Origin of the sequence: Fuerstiella sp. (genome assembly GCA_022447225.1) — a bacterium.
Taxonomy (GTDB): Bacteria; Planctomycetota; Planctomycetia; order Planctomycetales; family Planctomycetaceae; genus S139-18.
Genome location: JAKVAZ010000007.1, coordinates 270,884 through 287,794 on the forward strand (window position 1 = coordinate 270,884; position 16,911 = coordinate 287,794).

Genomic DNA, 16,911 nt, shown 5'->3' on the forward strand with positions numbered 1-16,911 from the left:
GTTATTCTGATTGAGATTGAGCCGGTTTTCGAACGTCGGTTGCGGTGTGGCTGTATCGTTGAGTTGGCATATTGACATAACACTGTCCGAATGTTGAACGATCGATCGGCGAATTCACTGAAAGACTGATTCGAACATTCGTAAAAAGACTCATCTGACGCAGCCGAAGTATTTCCGAAAAATTTTAGAGGGACTGTTTGACGTGTGATGCACATGAGGCAGTGCAAACTGTCCACCTGGCAAAACCAATTCAGACTGTCCGGCCGGGTTTCAGGAGTACCTTCAGAAAAAATGCGCGAAATCTTCCGCTTACAATTGCTGACCCCGGTAAGCCGGAAAGCTGCCTGTACGTTTTAAGATCCTGCAACAGCCGTGATTCGGCTGTTTTGAAATCCAACTACGGTGGCAATGGAAAAATTCCCAGTGACTCCAGTATGAAATTGTACTTGAGCGTTTCAAAGTGCTGGTCATGAATTCCGTGACGGGCGCGCGGATACACCATCAGGTCGAATGTCCTGTTTGCGTTCTGCAGCGCTTGAACCAGCTGAAACGTGTTGGCCGGATGGACATTGTCGTCCTGAAGTCCGTGAGCCAGCAGCAAACGGCCATGCAGATTCCCTGCAGCCGCCACAACGGACGATCTCCGGTATCCGTGCGGGTTTTCCTGAGGGGTTCCCATATACCGTTCCGTGTAGATGGTATCATAGTTGGCCCAGTTCGTGACTGGAGATCCGGCAATGCCCGCTGTCAGACAATTGCTGTGCGTCATCACGTAACTTGTCAGGAATCCACCGTAACTGTGTCCGCTCATGCCGATCCGATTTTGGTCGGCCCATGATTGTGTCGCGAGCCACTCACAGACCGATTCCACGTCGCGGGTTTCTTCAACGCCCAGTTGTCCATATGCCTTCCATGCACCGGCGGCCCCGTGCCCCCCTGCGGTTCTTGGATCAAACCGAATCACGACGATACCGTGACCGGCCAGCAGGTGGTCGTCCAGCCGGGCATGCCAGGTATCTGAGACCTGCGGGCTGCGCGGACCACCATAAATCCTGATCCAGACCGGGTGTGCTCGTGATTTATTAAAATCCGGAGGGGAGACGACGATCGCAGCTGCGCTCGTTTGATCAGCGAGCGGTACATCCTCAATTCCCACGTTTCCGAATTCAAATTCAGTCCATTCATCGGGCGGTGTGGCACGATGGATTTGTCGGACAACGTGACCTGCTGAATTGCGCAACACGACAGATCTGCGCTGGCTGTGGCTGCTCCAGGAATCGATCAGCAGGCTTCCGGACGGGTTCACCGATACAGTATGGTGACCTGGTTCCTGTGACAAACGCAGGAGGGATCCTCCGTCCAGATCGACGCGGTACAGATCATCGGCGATCGGTGAACGTCGGGTTCCGGTCACGATGACTTGATTTTTGGACTCGTTGACGGCATGAATTCCGGTGACGTCCCACGGACCGGATGTGAGTGGTTGCCGAGTCGCTGCATCAGCCGAAATACGTTCGATATGTCTCCAGCCTGAACGCTCGCTCAGCATCAGGAAACTGTGGTCACTCAAAAAGTGGAGATCTCCCGGTTGCTCGACCCAGCCGGAAGTTTGTTCCCGCAGCAGTGTATTACTTGAACCGGTGCTCGTGGATGTCCGAACAAGGTCCAGCCACGTCTGACGGCGATTCTGGACGTACCAGTAAACGTGGCTGCTGTCGGGATACCAACCGAAGTGAGTGATCAGAGTCGAACTGTCATGAAGTGGAGATTTTACCCAGGAAACAGAACCACCATTGACGGAAACGATTCCCAGACGCACCATCGGGTTGCATTGCCCCGCCACCGGAAAATGTTCTGTTTCGATATTTTGTACCGGATTGGTGTGATCAATGATGGAGAAGTTCGGGACACTCGTATCATCGAACTGCTGAAAAAGCAGAGACTGACCATCCGGGCTGAACCGGAATGCTTTCCATGTCCGTTTCAGAATTTCTTCGAAATAGACCCAGTCCGCTTTACCGTTTCGGATATCGGGTCCTGAGTCCTGAGTCAGCCGCAGTACATTTCCGGTTTCGAAGTTGGCGGACCACAGGTCGTTCCCCGACACAAAAGCGCAGGCGTTCCCGACAGGACTGAGTGTCAGAAGTTCGATCTGCTTCGGAAGTCCATTCACGATGCGAATGTGTTCGCCATCAAGTCCGGCCAGAGTCAGTCTGCGATCGGTTTGCAAAACGCATATTCGTCGCGCCGCATCGTGCAGAGTCCAGTTTCCATCGGCGATTTCATCAGCGTCCTCATCAGGAATCCCGCCTGCCAGCAGTTGCTGCCGGAGCCGTTTTGCATCATACAAAGGTGCTGCTTTTCCCGTAACGGCATTGACTTTTTCCCAAACTGTCTCCAACCGCAGCAGAGTCATCGTGTCCAGCCAAACGAAATCGCGAGGAGCCGGGTCTCGAATGACGATCCGGTCGAGTCCGTAAACATTGTTCCAGGTGATTGGTTTTCGATCACTGGCAGATGCGGTGTGACCATTGAGCAGGATCAGAACGGTCAGCACGACCACACCAGGTTGTGAATTCAGGTGGATTCGTTTCACTTTATTAATTTCCGGGTGGCAGGGGCGTCTGTACCACGTTTGTAACATTCCGGACCGGGTGACCTCTTTCGCATGTTTATACAGGTTCCACCAGGACAGTTGGGTGAGTAGACGTATTACTATTCGGTTCATGTGGCTGTGAAAACGGTTGAGGGACAGGCACTCGAAAGTCAATTCTCGCACGAATCAGAGTCTTGTATTCGATTGCCGACGCCACAACAATTTCCTGTGTTCTGAATGTATGCTGTGACAACTCTCCACCCCCGGTACTGTTCAACAGGTCGATTTCTGTATGAAAAACCAGATCATTGTGTTTTGCTGTTTGTCGACCACTGTGCTTGCGTCCGACGTGATTCCGGGGGTTGTGCTGGAGCAGCCTGATTCCGGGCGATTCGTGAAGACGGATCAGGGGTTCATGTTGCCATATGAAATGACAATTCCTGGTACGGATGTTGTCTTTGCTCTGGAACCGATTCCTGGCGGTGAAATCACGGTAGGATCGGATCAGCGTAAATACCGTGTCGAGCCGTTCTGGATGGGGCGATTCGAAGTAACATGGGCTGAATATAAACAATTCATGGGGCTGTACCATGTGTTTAAGCAGTTTCAGATCAATCGCCGGCGAACGGTGAATGATGATAATGAAGTCGATGCCGTTACGGCTCCAACACCACTTTACGAACCAACATACACGTTTGAATTTGGTGAAGACCCGCATCAGCCGGCTGTTACGGTCACACAGTACGCCGCAAGACAGTACACCAAATGGTTGTCCGCAATTACGGGACTGCAGTACCGACTGCCGTCGGAGGCCGAATGGGAACATGCCTGCCGGGCCGGTGCAACGACAGCCTACCATTTCGGAAAGTCTGCCGACGATCTGTCAGACTATGGCTGGTTCGTGGGGGTGTCAGATCAGAAGGGAGCTCAGATCGTCGGTCAAAAGAAGCCAAATCCATGGGGGTTATATGACATGCACGGCAATGCAGCCGAGTGGGTGCTGGACGGTCCAGACGGATCCTCTGTTGCAGAGGCCGGTCAGATTCTGGACGCCTCGACGGAATGGGTGCGGACACAGATGCCGGATCACCGCAAAGTCTGCGGCGGAAGCTGGGAACTGCCCGCAGCTGACTGCACCTGTGCGTCCCGTTTGCTGTCGGTTCATACAGACTGGAAGTTTACGGATCCGAATATTCCTAAGAGTCCCTGGTGGTTCACCGATGATCCGGCCCGCGGTGTTGGGTTTCGAATCATTCGCGCCCTGAAGTCGGTCAACCGGGAGCAAATGGAGGAGTACTGGAAGATCGACAATGAATCGATCAGCTGGGATGTGTTTGATCGAATTGACGAAGGGCGAGGTGTCAAAGGGCTTGTCGATCGGGATCTTCCACAGGCCATCAAAGATCTGACTGACGGGCAATAGTGAGAATATCGCTGCGCCTGTGTTGTTGTTGCTCCGAATGTGCGTGTTTTTATCGCAGTTGAACCAAGCGAAAATTTGAAAAGGCGATTGTCGCGAAATGGAAGACCTTGCCCGCTATCAAAAGCAAATGTTGTTTTCCGGAATTCAGGAGACCGGACAGATGCAGCTGCGAAACAGTCAGGTTCTCCAGGTTGGCTGCGGTGCTCTCGGATGTGTTGTGGCAGATCATTTGGTTCGGGCAGGCATCGGATTATTGCGGATTGTCGATCGCGACTTTGTGGAGCTCAGCAATTTACAACGCCAGAGTCTCTTCACTGAACAGGATGTGACGGACCATCTGCCTAAAGCGATCGTTGCAGAGCGTCGTTTGAAGCAGGTGAATTCGAATGTACAGATCCACGCGCATGTGGCGGACGTCGACTATCAAAATATTCGCTCATTTACGGAGGGCGTTGATCTGATCATCGACGGTACCGATAATTTTGAGATCCGTTATCTGATCAATGATGCTTCACTGGAGTTCGAAGTTCCTTGGATCTATACAGGCTGCACAGGCAGTACGGGACAGGTGATGCCCGTTTTTCCTGGGCGATCGGGTTGCCTGAGATGCCTGATTCCTGACCCTCCACCACCTGGTTCCACTGAGACATGTGATACGGCCGGTGTCCTGGGTCCGGCAATCGGTATGACTGCCTCACTCGAATCGGCGATTGCCCTGCGGATTCTCAGCGGCCACTCCGAAGACGTTCCCTTACAGCTCAGTATAGTGGATGCCTGGAACGGGTCTGTGAGAGCGATGGATGTGTCGGCGCTGCGCGATCAGCAAGACTGTCCCGCCTGCGACCGTGGTGAACGGGCATTTCTTAGTGGATCGACTGCTTCCGGATCCACGGTCCTGTGTGGAAGGAATGCGGTTCAGGTTTCACCGTCTTCGAAATTGAGTATTTCCCTGGAAGAACTGTCACATCGACTGGAATCAGCCGGTGTGGTGACGTCCAATTCATTTCTGGTACGCGTCGTTCTGGAAGAGTCGGGTATGGAAGTCACGGTATTTCCGGATGGTCGGGCCATCATTCGCGGGACCGAAGATTCTTCGGCGGCTCGAGCAGTTTATTCGCGTTACATTGGGGTATAGGTTGCGGTTGGACGGACAGAGCTTTTACAACTAGTCCGGGTTTATTTACAGCCTTCATCCGGTTAACTGAAATATGTCAACGGTTCGTCTGACCGCTTCTGTTCGGCAGTATCTGGAGCTGATTCGCTTCAGTCATACGGTCTTTGCGCTGCCGTTTGCGCTGCTGGCAGCCGTGTTGGCCTGGCAAACAGATGGCCGTTCGTTTCAGTGGAACGATCTTGCTGGAATACTGTTGTGCATGGTCTTTGCCCGGTCCGCAGCAATGGCCTTTAATCGGCTGGTCGACCGCGATGTTGACGCGCTGAACCCCCGTACGGCACAGCGACACCTTCCTGCAGGTCTTATCAGCGTTCGTGCCGTCATACTGTTTACTGCGCTGACCGGTGCAGGTTTCATTGCGTCGACACTTTTGTTCCTGCCCAACCGTCTACCGATCGGACTTTCAGGGCCGGTGCTCCTGTTCCTGTTTGGCTATTCCTTTGCCAAACGCTGGACCAACTGGTGCCACTACTGGTTATCAGCAGCATTGATGTTGTCACCGATCGCAACCTGGATTGCACTGACCGGTACTGTTGATCGAACGCCGCTGCTGCTGGCTTCGATGATTTTCTTTTGGGTGGGTGGGTTCGACATTATCTACGCCTGTCAGGATGCTGATATCGATCGAACTCAAAAGCTGTTCAGTCTTCCCTCTCGACTTGGCATCGGGCGTGCTCTCTACGTGGCATTTCTCAGCCATGTCGCGGCAATGATCAGTTTGTTTGCCTTATGGTGGTTCACGGATCTGGGAACACTGTTTCTTGTCGGAATTGTGGTTCTGAGCGTTGTTATGCTGTATCAGCATACGCTGGTGAGTCCCGGTGATCTTGATCGGGTTAATACCGCATTCTTTGGTGTGAATGCGATCGTGAGCTTCGGTATTCTGGTCCTGGGTTGCCTGGACGTCTGGCTGCGTCACGAGTAAATAAATTTTCAATGGCGCATTTAAGTTCTACCTGGATCGTCAGCCAACATGTCGACAATTGCTGCGTCAAAACTTGACTCCATCACCGACAGAATCAAACAGGGCGAGCGTTTGACGTTTGATGATGGTCTCTATCTGGAAAAAGAAGCCGACCTTCACGCGCTGGGGCGACTGGCAAATCTGGTACGTCAAAAAAAGAACGGCAATGTCGCCTGGTACAATACCAACATTCATCTCAATCCAACCAATGTCTGTGTCTATCGATGTCGATTCTGTGCGTTTCGGGCAGATCTGAAAGATGAAAAGGCATATACCTTTTCTGATGAAATGCTGCGTGAACGCATTCTGGAGGGACAGGCCAGCGGCGCGACGGAAATACATGTTGTCGGCGGTCTGCACCATCGGAAGAAATTCGACTGGTATGTGAATGTGATTCACACGCTTCATCAGACATGTCCGGAAATCCACATCAAGGCCTGGACTCCTGTTGAAATCCACTGGTTCAGCTTTATTACGAAGAAGCCCGTCGAATGGATTCTGGAGCAAATGATTGATGCGGGGCTGGGCAGTATGCCGGGCGGCGGTGCGGAAATCTTTGATCCGGAGGTACGCAGTCAGATCTGCGAACATAAAGCGGATTCGAGCGTGTGGTTTGACGTGCATCGTGCGGCCCACCAGCTGGGGTTAAGGTCCAACGCCACGATGCTGTATGGCCATGTTGAAGATACGTCACACCGCATTGATCATTTGTTACGTCTGCGTGAACTGCAGGACGAAACCGGCGGATTCCAGACATATATTCCGCTGGCATTCCATCCTGAAAATACCGAACTGGATCATATCCAAAAACCGGATGCCCTGTTTGATCTGCGGATGGTAGCCGTTGCGCGTCTCATGCTCGACAATTTTGACCATGTGAAGGCGTACTGGATTATGATGGGGGAGCAGACTGCTCAGCTGGCTCTGAGCTACGGAGCCGACGATCTTGACGGTACAGTGGTGCACGAACTGATCTACCACGATGCAGGAGCAGAAACGCCGGAGGGGAAAACAGTGGAGCAGCTTCATCATCTCATCCGAGAGGCCGGTTGTGAACCGGTTGAGCGGGACACGCTGTATCGCAGAGTGATTCGAGACGGACGGAACTGGTCTGTTGCTTCCGTACAATAAGCTGCATTGCAAAAGGCAATAGTCAGAATCCTGTCAAAACGAGGGAACACATCGCAGGATCGGAAATGACCAATGCATTATGACGACCCGTCGTCGCCGAAGGCGGGTTCCGCGGTCACACAATCGATCGAAAAGACGAGTGATCGTCAGAGGCCTGGGAGGGTTGTTGGCTGGTGCGATGGCTTCCGAATTGAATCGTTTCACCGGAAACTCAATCTGTGAGTTACTCAATGGTACCGCGGCGCGCTCAGCAGGTACGTACTGTGCAACGGGGTCAGGGGGGCAGACGGGTACGTGATCAGACCGGCAGCGGCATCATTTGACAGGACAACACAGCTGAAATCGTATCCGGTCGATAATTTGCGGTTTGCTACAGAACTCCGTATGGGAATAACAGTGTTGGCACAGCCACGGTTTTAGACCGGGACCCTGTGCAAAATACATCCTGACGCGATTACACGGAATAACTGTGGTGCTGACAGAGAGCATATCGAAAGCTTCTGCAGCCGGAGAGGGCTCCAAATGAGCCGTCATCGTTCGCATTGATCGCCCGATGTGGAATCGATGATCGCAGGCGGTTACCTTTCCACAGGTCCGTCTGCGTCTATGGATGCGGTGTACAGTTCCCGCCAGCGAGTGGAACCGTCATTCGGTACGAGGCGGGAGTGGGCACCTTTTTCGTAAAACGGGATCAGTCCTTTGTTGGCCGCGTTGAGCAGGAAATTGACTTCTTTGCCACTCGCAGTGAACATTCGCCGACCGTTGGCCCACGTTGTTTCCACAAGTCGTTCCGTCAGAGGACGTTCCGCAGGTTTTGGCACTCGCAGTTTGGCAACCTGGTCACGATCAATTTCATAACCAAGACCAGGACGATCGGGAACGGGTGAGTGGCCGTCTTTAAGCACGATAGGTTCGGTCAGCAGGTCGTGCTTAAAGAGCTGGTGGCAATTGACGGCCGGCCAGACTGCCTCTTTCAGCACACCGCCAAAATGCAGCGAGTGTGCTGCTGTCAGGCCCGCTCCGACAAGCTGCAGCCAAAACGGCATTCCGACCTGTTCACAAAAACGCCCTGTGCCAACCACTCCCGTGGCTCCACCACCTACGACAAAGCCATCGCAGCAACCCGACTGAACGACAGTCTTTGGCCGCGGACTGCCGAAGTGCATGGCAATGTTGACAGGTGTTGCATCTGCAATCCTTCGGTTTCCTTCCACGTCACCCTGTGGAATAGGAGTTTCGAAAATATCAACTTGAGGGTATGCCTCCATTTTTTTAAGGATTGGTATTGCCTGTTCTGCGGTTCGCAGACTGCTGTTGAAGTCCATGTCGATTTTGAACTCGGGAGGAACCACACTCGTTGCGGCGTCCAGCTGTTCGAAAAGATCAAACCACGGACGTCCTTTGGTTTTGTACGACATGTAACCAAGACGCAGGGCTTCAGCACAGTCCAGTGCCATGTCAGCAGCGGATGTATCAATATTCCACCATGACAGTGGTGTCGTGTTGTGGACCTTTGGGCCCAGCAGTGAGTGAACCGGGACTCCGGCGGTGCGTCCCACGGCGTCGAACAGCGCCATTTGCAGGCCGGCGCCCATTCCATCATCCCACATCAGATCAACGGCATTTCGACCGACTGCGTCGTTAACAGCATCATCTGATGTAGCGTTCCATGTGTAGAACAACATGGTTTCGCCGCTTCCGGTGACACCGGAACGCAGTGTCACATCGCAAATTTCGATATAACGCCAGTGTGGTAACTCACGACTCATCGCACGATAAGGGACTGGCCGGTATTCCAGACGCACAGTGGAACGCTCAATACTGACGACCTCAAAATGTTTTGCACTCGCAACAGTGCCTTCGGCCTGCAGAACAGAATGACTGTATCCTGCCAGTCCGAAATACGCGGATTGTTTAAGGAACTGTCGACGGTTGAATGACATAGTAATCCTCAGAAGAATACGACCGTAAAGGCGGTCAGTAATGCTGTTCACCAGCATAGTCACTCTTTGAGGAAAGCACGAGCATCCCTGAGGTATTGAGGGAAGTGGTTTCTACTTTCTCTCCCGATGAGCAGCAGTATGATTACAGGGAAAGGCTGAGCCGGTTAAACCGTTCGATGGTATGGTGAGCCTTACTGTTGCTGCTGCCAGGTCCGTGTGCCGGCGTGCAGACACACCACCAACTCGAGAGAAACGCGGGTTCGGTTGCGGGGAATGTCTTAACGAGTCCTGTGACTGGAACCGGCGTCAGTTGTTTCTGTGTCGCGGGGAGTCAGGAAGACACGAACACAATCAGCGTTACGCCGGAGTTGTCATTCGGTGTGGTAGCCTCGCCACATCCAGACAAGCGTGTCGGCCAGCGTGTGTTCGAAAACACGGCGATCGCAGTGGCGGGAGTTGCGGCTGAACACGTAGCGATAATCATAGCCTCTGGCTTTGAGTGCGTCCGCGGTGCGCTGGTTTGCCATCACCCAGTTGTGATAAGTGTTTTCGGGATCGGTTGCACGAAGGTCATGTTCTGCAACATGTGTAAAGATCCGAAGCGGTTTTTTCTCACTCGTTTCAATGAGCTTCATTCCGGAATGATATTCCCACGCTCCCAGAGGGTATGTGGCTTCTTCGGGGGCATCATCGTCCTGCTGATCCACGAATGTTCCGGAGTATGTGATCAAACGACGAAACAGATCGGGGCGGAACCAGCCCATTGTGAGCGTGGCTGCTCCGCCGGAACTGCACCCCATGGCTGCCCGGCCCCAGGGATTATCAGTAAATGCGATCTTCGGATAGACGGCCCTGATTTCCGCGTTGTTCAGCACGGCTGGCAGTACCTCGTCATTGATGAATCTGGCAAAACGATCGGACATTGTGTCGTATTCCAGTCCGCGTTGACTGCCTTTGCTGTCGTCACCTCCGTTTTGCACGGAAATCGTAATGAATGCGGGCAGTCTGCGTTTTGGATTCTTCGAGATCGTCAAATTGTCCAGGGCATGCTGTACCAGATCGAGACGGTTCGGACCGTCATGCATCACAAGAATGGGTGCTTCCGTACCGTCCTGATACGCAGCAGGGACATAGACGAAAATCTTTCTCGCCACCCGCACGGGCTTCGTGGTGTCCAGCGTCGTGTCGTCTCCGCGAAAGATATTGCTTTCGGCCAGCGGCATCAAAAACTCAAAACTCTTTCCTTTAGGATTTCCGCAGTCTGCCAGATCAGGATCGATCTGATAATCAGGACCGACGATCAGATTCCCGTTGCCCTCAGTACCTGGATTCTCAGAGTAATCGTTGGCAAAGGTGACGCACGAAAAAATGAGACAGACGGTCACAACTCTTGAGATGAACGACAGGACGCTGCCGTCGATCTGAGGAATTCGAAGGATTACCAATGGACATGTCCTCAATCAGGCAAGAATTTCTCTGACAACTCTGGCTTCATCGTTTTCCACCAGCCGCACCTCGCGGGGGCCGACACGGAACCTGAGATCCTGGTGTTTGAGCCCAAACTGGTGGAGCACAGTTGTCAGCCAGTCGTAATGATGAACGATTCCTTCCACAGCGTAGTGGGAGAATTCATCCGTTGCGCCATGGATATGGCCCTGTTTGAAACCACCGCCGGCGACCCACTGACTAAAACCGTATGTGTTGTGATCACGCCCCACAGTGCTGCGTTTGCTCAGTCCGTCCCGGAACTGAATAAGCGGCAAACGTCCCATTTCACCACCCCAGTGGACAATGGTGCTATCCAGCAGACCTCGTTGTTTCAGGTCGCGTACGAGCGCTGCTGCCGGTTTATCGACTTCGCCACAGCGGGCCGGAAGCTCTGTGAGAATTGAGCCGTGATGGTCCCAGTGCTGGCCCCTGCAAAACAGCTGTATGAAACGTACCCCTCGCTCGACGAGGCGTCTTGCAATCAGGCATCGAGTGCCGTAGTCAGAAGTGAGTTCCTCGTCTATTCCATACATGCTTTGAGTTGCCTTGGATTCCTGAGACAAATCAAAGGCGTCCTGCGCAGCCAGTTGCATCCGAGCCGCCAGTTGATAGCTGGATATTCGAGCTTGCAGGTCATTCTCACCGGGATGAGTCATCAGATGCTGCCGGTTGAACTGATCCAGCAGGGCCAGTTGATTTTGCTGAACGGTTCCTCGCAGATGCGGGGGGCCCTGAAGATTGAATATTCTTGGTTCCGTCGGACGAACAAGCGTTCCCTGGTAGATGGAGGGCAGTTTGCCGTTCGTCCAGTGCTCAGTCCCCATCAATGGCATGCCACGTCTGTCAGTCAGTGCGACAAAAGCGGGCAAGTCCTGAGTCTCACTGCCGAGTTCATGCAGCAGCCAGCTGCCCAAAACCGCGCGACCCGACTTGTCGTCGCCTGTGTTCATCGCGTAATTCGACGGCACATGGTTGTTGACTCCGGTATGCATCGAACGCATTAGTGTAATATCGTCGGCGATCTCGCCCAGATGAGGCAACAACTCTGAGATTTCCATACCGCATTCGCCATGGGGCCGAAATCTCCAGATCGGCTTCATGATCTCACGACTGGCCTGTGCCGGGTTGTCAAATTTTACATCTCCAGGAAATGTTGTTCCGTGATGTTTGACCAGTTCCGGCTTAGGGTCAAACAGGTCGATCTGGCTCGGACCGCCCAGCATAAAAATAGAAATCATGGCCTGTGCGGGTGCCGAGTGCTCAGGCTGCTTTGGCAACAGGTCGTAAGTTTTCTGTTCGAGTTCCGGTTTGATTGGTTCAGCAGACTCGGATGCGAAAAGTCCGTCCTGCTTGAGCAACATTGCTGAAGCCACAGAACTCAATCCAAACGCAGAAGTGTGCAATAAATGTCGTCGCGAGCAAATTCTGTTCTCGGTCATTGGTCTGATTCCCGAATTCAAATCGAGACAATTAGTTTTCCGATTCCTCATTAATCTACATATAAGAACCGATTTGAGCCGAACAAGGTCTGGCACAACGTCGCCAGAGATCTCAACTCCGGATTCGGTGGTTCTGCCTGGTCCTTACCGGATGGCAGTATTTCAAACTGTCGGGTCTGGTTTGACAGAAAATTCGCGCAATAATCCAGTTCTGTGTCAGTTGGCGGTTTCACGAACAATCGTACGAATAATTCGGCCAGTCGCGACTGATCGTCTTTGTGCCGGTCCACCAGCAGTCTGGCCAGATCTTCGGATCGGCTGATCAGCTCCGCATCGTTCAGGAAATACAGAGACTGGGTTGCCACCGTGGTTGCTCGACGGAGATCACAGTTGGGAGTCATTTCCGGCTGGTCAAAAGTCACCAGTACGTTCAGTGGCAATTTGCGATGAACCTGGACGTAAACACTGCGGCGAGCCAGATCCTCGCCTGCCTTAATGCCATCTTGTTTCTGCGGTTGTCCAATCACCACTTTGCCTTCACGGTCTTCCGTTACGGGAAGACTTGGGCCACCCAGTTGCTGATCCAGTCGTTCAACAATGGACAGCACGGCATCTCGAATTTCCTCAGCTTCAAGACGTCGAAGGCTCATTCGGCCCAGCAGCGAGTTTTCAGGATCAAGCTGATCCTGATGTGCAGATCGAGTGGACAGTTGCTGCCAGGTTCGAGACAGCAGGATCATGCGGTGAAGTCGTTTGTGATCCCATCCGTTACGGACGAAATCATTGGCGAGCCAGTCCAGAAGTTCAGGATGAGTTGGACGTTCTCCTGAGATGCCAAAATCCCCGGGGGTTGCCACCAGACCACGTCCAAAATGATGCATCCACACGCGATTCACAAAAACACGAGCAGCCAGAGGATGAGTTCCATCTGTCAGTTGCCTGGCCCACGCCAGTCGCCGACCGGTGCCAGAATGCTGTTCATCATTCACCGGGAGTTGTACATCACGACCACGATGGAGCACCATCACTTCGGCAGGCGTGACTTCCTCGCCGGGACTCTGTGGATTGCCGCGATGAAATATTGTGCTCACCGGTACGACGTTTGGCTGCTCTTGAGTTGCCATTACCAACTGACCGGGTGGCTTGGTCGCCCTGAGTTCAGAGATCTTTGCGGCTTCTTTTTGACACTCTCGGTGGAACGCAATATCGTACTCCACAAGATAGCCGGCGATAAAATCGATTGTTTTGACCATTGGATATAAATCGAGCAGCTTGTTCTGCTCCGGAGTTCGCTGACCCGGGGTTGTTTCAACTGCGTTGAGAGTGGCCATTCGGTCGGCCTCCGGAACGTCCGCAATTTTTTGTTCGAAAATCGTGGTTGCATGAGTTTTTTTGCGTTTGTTCAGTTCCTCTTGCAGGGATTTGCATTCTGCTTCGATACGTTCCCATTCCGCTCGTGTTTCGTCCGTTGTGAAGTCAACGAGTCGCCCGCTTGGCTGTTGCCAGTTGTTCAGTGGAAAGACCGGATCAAACACCGCCCGGAATCGATAGTAGTCGTCTGTACCGATCGGGTCATATTTGTGATCGTGGCACTGAGCACAGCCGACGGTGAGTCCCAGCATGGACGAACTCACAACTTTAAGTGACTCAGCCACGGCCATATTCCGATTGGCGATACCGTTGCTGCTCTGAGTGGTATCCGGGGCCATCCGCAGGAAGCCGGTCGCTGTCAACAGTTCAAGATGACGCGGATTATGGATGTCGATGTCACCGTCGATCAGCTCATCTCCTGCCAGCTGTTCAACATAAAACTGATCGATGGGCTTGTTGGAATTAAATGAATCAATGACGTAATCCCGGTAGCGCCAGGCGTGGGGACGCTGAGTATCTTTGTTTGGATCTCCATTGGTCTCAGAATAGCCGGCGACATCCAGCCAGTGTCTTCCCCACCGGACACCGAATTGCGGAGAATCCAGCAGCTTTCCGACCAGTACCTCCCAGGAATCGGACGATTCATCTGCAAGGAATTCCTCGACATCCGTTGGAGTTGGAGGTAACCCTAAAAGACTGAAGCTGACTCGTCGAATCAGTGTGTGTTTGTCGGCCTGCGGAGAAAAATTCAGTTGATGTTCAGCCAGACGTTTTGCGACGAACGCATCAATCGGTGTTCTGATGTCAAAGTTGTCTGCATTCGGAACCGGACGTTCCGTTATCGGTTGCCATGCCCAGTGTGAAAGTTCTTCATTAGTAAACCGGGCGTCCTCGACATTTTCCGGTTCCGGACGCGCCGTCTTTGCACCCTGTTCCAGCCAGCGCCGGATGCTGTCTTTTTGCGCGGTAGTGAGCTTCTTGGATCCCTGCGGCATTTCATCGCTGTCGATGTATTGCCACAGCAGGCTGTCGTTTGGCTGGCCGGGGACGATAACCGGTCCGGATTCTCCCCCGGCCCTCATTAACCTGACAAGTCGGACGTCAAGGTCACCACTCAGCTCAGGCTCTTCTCCGTGACACTGAAAGCAGTGAGCTTTGAAAATGGGTCGGACATGTTCTTCAAATGTGAGTTCTTCCGATGGCTGGTCCGGCCTTGCCGGATCAGCAACGACCAGTGTGATACCGAAAGTCAGCAATCTCAGATTTGAGCGCCACGACGGGAACATCAGATTAACCGAAAGATAGAGTTGATTGGCAGCGGCCTGGAGACCGAATCGGACAGAAGTCCGGCACACATGACGCACAGGCGATTTTTCCTGTCCAATGATTCAGAATCGCGCTACGCCACAATTGACCACTGTTTAATCGTATCGTACCAAATGTAATGTCTCAACGCGGAACTGGAACCTGCTTCGGATGAAGTACAGTCTGCACGCAGGCGAAAACATGCCGAGTCAGTAGTTACACAGACTCTCTCTTCCGACTGTTTCCGCACAGGTGTGATTGCCATTCTGCCGGATTTGACTACAAGAACGCAGTATGTGGTCATCACGCCTTTTCTGGAAACTCTTCGCCTCGTACACCATCCTGAACCTTCTGGCAACCATCACAATTGTGGTGATTGTCTCCGGGTGGCAGACGGATCAGATTGTCGAACAGATCAAACAGCGTCTGCATGATTCTGCGGCGCTGGTGCGAATTGATGTTGCCGGCGGGCTGGACGAGGGACCAACGGAATGTCTGCAGAACCACATTCGCGATCTTGGCCAGGTGATCAACACGCGCATTACACTGGTCGCTATGGATGGAAGCGTTCTCGCTGATTCCAATCAGAGGACTGTTTCTGATGTTGTTCAGATGGAGAACCATAAGGACCGGCTGGAGCTTGTGCAGGCTGCCAAAATTGGACGCGGAAGTTCGCAGCGGGTCAGTCCAACACTTGGTCAGCCGATGCTCTATGTTGCGCTGCGTATCGGTTCACTGGCTGAACCCGTCGGTCTGGTTCGTACTGCTTTGCCGATGACAACGGTGCTCGACGAAGTGGCGGCCGTTCAGGGGCTGATTTGGCTGGTCGCGATTTTCGTAAGTCTTGCCGTTGCCGTACTGACATGGTTTCTTGCAGCCCGGGTTGTCCGGCCGGTCCAGTTGCTCACCACCGCCGCTGAAAGAATTGCAACTGGGGAGTACCGTCAGAACTTATTTCTGAACAACCGTGATGAACTGGACGGGCTGGCGAAATCTTTCAATCGAATGGCAAAACAACTCAACATTCGGGAAACACAACTGCGAGAGAGCAGTCGCAGGCTGGTGACTGTTCTGGAAGGCATGTTTGAAGGCGTCATTGCGCTGGATGGACAGGAGAAAGTTGTGTTGGCCAATGCCGCTGCAGGACGACTGCTGGGTTTCGATCCAGTTGAGGCCACAGGGCGTCCTCTGCTCGAAGTCGCTCGCAATCGCGCCATTCATGAAGTACTGACACTTCCTGCCGACCAACAGACGCAATATGTGGAAATCGAACTCGACGACGACCGGAATCGTGTCGTCGGTATGAACGCAGCAGTGCTTTCGTCTGAACACGCGACCCGCTGGATACTTGTGTTGCACGACGTCACGGAACTACGGCGTCTGGAGTCTTTGCGTCAGGAATTCGTGGCCAACGTCTCGCATGAACTCAAGACTCCGCTCAGTTCCATTAAGGCATATGCAGAAACCCTGCGGAATGGGGCGTTGAACGACACTCAAAACAACAGAAGATTCGTTGCGCAAATTGACGAACAGGCCGAAAGACTGCATGAATTGATTCTGGATCTTCTGAGTATTGCCCGCATTGAGTCCGGCCAGCGGGCATTTGATATTGGTGCTGTGATGCTGTGCCAGACCGCGAAGACATGTATTGCGGCTAACGAAGCGGTCGCTGTATCGAAAAAAATCAACCTGGTTGCGGACGGTTCACCCACTGATTTGGAGGTCAAAGCCGACGAAGAGGGGCTGCGCCAGATCCTGAATAACCTGATCGACAATGCCATCAAGTATTCGCCCATCTCCTCAACGGTAAATGTCCTGTGGCACGTCGAAAACGCCACGGCGGTGATTCAGGTGAGTGATACAGGTCAGGGGATCGCTCCGGAATTCCTGCCTCGGGTGTTCGAGCGATTCTTTCGAGTTGACAAAGCTCGCTCTCGTGCCCTGGGCGGTACAGGTCTCGGACTCTCAATTGTCAAACATCTGGCCCAGTCGTTTGGTGGTAGTGTTGATGTTCGCAGTCAGGTTGGAACCGGTACCGTGTTTACTGTTCGCCTGCCCATTGCAGAAGACTAAGGCG

The 16,911-nt window shown here is 53.0% G+C and carries 10 protein-coding genes; 5 read left to right on the forward strand and 5 right to left on the reverse strand.

Going from position 1 to position 16,911, the window contains the following annotated elements; translation table 11 throughout:
- Positions 1-397 precede the first annotated feature (397 nt).
- Positions 398-2,596 carry a S9 family peptidase gene (locus MK110_08545; protein ID MCH2211337.1) on the reverse strand — a complete coding sequence of 733 codons (2,199 nt, stop codon included), beginning with the start codon at positions 2,594-2,596 and terminating at the stop codon, positions 398-400.
- Positions 2,597-2,888: 292 nt separating this feature from the next.
- Here MK110_08545 and MK110_08550 point away from each other — a divergent pair, with 292 nt between their 5' ends.
- The 4 genes from MK110_08550 to mqnE all read left to right on the forward strand — a co-directional run bounded on the left by MK110_08550 (position 2,889) and on the right by mqnE (position 7,288).
- A complete protein-coding gene (locus MK110_08550) occupies positions 2,889-4,019 on the forward strand; it encodes a formylglycine-generating enzyme family protein (GenBank protein ID MCH2211338.1) in 1,131 nt (376 codons plus the stop codon).
- Positions 4,020-4,116: 97 nt separating this feature from the next.
- Positions 4,117-5,154, forward strand: coding sequence for a ThiF family adenylyltransferase (locus MK110_08555; protein ID MCH2211339.1), 1,038 nt, complete (start codon positions 4,117-4,119; stop codon positions 5,152-5,154).
- A gap of 73 nt (positions 5,155-5,227) precedes the next feature.
- Entirely contained in the window at positions 5,228-6,118 is an 891-nt protein-coding gene (gene ubiA / locus MK110_08560) for a putative 4-hydroxybenzoate polyprenyltransferase (GenBank protein MCH2211340.1), read from the forward strand.
- Between the two features lie 48 nt (positions 6,119-6,166).
- Positions 6,167-7,288: an aminofutalosine synthase MqnE gene (mqnE, locus tag MK110_08565; protein ID MCH2211341.1), complete on the forward strand. Its 1,122-nt coding sequence runs from the start codon at positions 6,167-6,169 to the stop codon at positions 7,286-7,288.
- Positions 7,289-7,866: 578 nt separating this feature from the next.
- On the opposite strand, the gene MK110_08570 is transcribed toward mqnE, so the two are convergent.
- The 4 genes from MK110_08570 to MK110_08585 form a co-directional block, all read right to left on the reverse strand.
- On the reverse strand, positions 7,867-9,288 hold the full coding sequence (locus tag MK110_08570) for a mandelate racemase/muconate lactonizing enzyme family protein (GenBank protein ID MCH2211342.1): 1,422 nt from the start codon (positions 9,286-9,288) through the stop codon (positions 7,867-7,869).
- A 314-nt stretch (positions 9,289-9,602) separates the two neighbouring features.
- Positions 9,603-10,676, reverse strand: coding sequence for an alpha/beta hydrolase-fold protein (locus MK110_08575; protein ID MCH2211343.1), 1,074 nt, complete (start codon positions 10,674-10,676; stop codon positions 9,603-9,605).
- A gap of 15 nt (positions 10,677-10,691) precedes the next feature.
- Positions 10,692-12,158 (reverse strand): DUF1501 domain-containing protein, encoded by a 1,467-nt coding sequence (locus MK110_08580; GenBank protein MCH2211344.1) that lies wholly within the window; start codon positions 12,156-12,158, stop codon positions 10,692-10,694.
- Between the two features lie 50 nt (positions 12,159-12,208).
- The gene (locus MK110_08585) at positions 12,209-14,893 is read right to left on the reverse strand and encodes a PSD1 and planctomycete cytochrome C domain-containing protein (GenBank protein ID MCH2211345.1); all 2,685 of its coding nucleotides are present in this window, start codon (positions 14,891-14,893) and stop codon (positions 12,209-12,211) included.
- Positions 14,894-15,128: 235 nt separating this feature from the next.
- Between MK110_08585 and MK110_08590 the strand changes: the two genes are divergently transcribed.
- Entirely contained in the window at positions 15,129-16,907 is a 1,779-nt protein-coding gene (locus MK110_08590) for an ATP-binding protein (GenBank protein ID MCH2211346.1), read from the forward strand.
- Positions 16,908-16,911 lie beyond the last annotated feature (4 nt).

Bases quoted from the DNA above. Each gene is read 5' to 3' on its own strand.
- MK110_08550 (MCH2211338.1), top strand. From the start codon at position 2,889: ATGAAAAACCAGATCATTGTGTTTTGCTGTTTGTCGACCACTGTGCTT.
- mqnE (MCH2211341.1), top strand. From the start codon at position 6,167: ATGTCGACAATTGCTGCGTCAAAACTTGACTCCATCACCGACAGAATC.
- MK110_08580 (MCH2211344.1), bottom strand. From the start codon at position 12,158: ATGACCGAGAACAGAATTTGCTCGCGACGACATTTATTGCACACTTCT.
- MK110_08590 (MCH2211346.1), top strand. From the start codon at position 15,129: ATGTGGTCATCACGCCTTTTCTGGAAACTCTTCGCCTCGTACACCATC.
- MK110_08570 (MCH2211342.1), bottom strand. From the start codon at position 9,288: ATGCTGGTGAACAGCATTACTGACCGCCTTTACGGTCGTATTCTTCTG.
- MK110_08555 (MCH2211339.1), top strand. From the start codon at position 4,117: ATGGAAGACCTTGCCCGCTATCAAAAGCAAATGTTGTTTTCCGGAATT.
- ubiA (MCH2211340.1), top strand. From the start codon at position 5,228: ATGTCAACGGTTCGTCTGACCGCTTCTGTTCGGCAGTATCTGGAGCTG.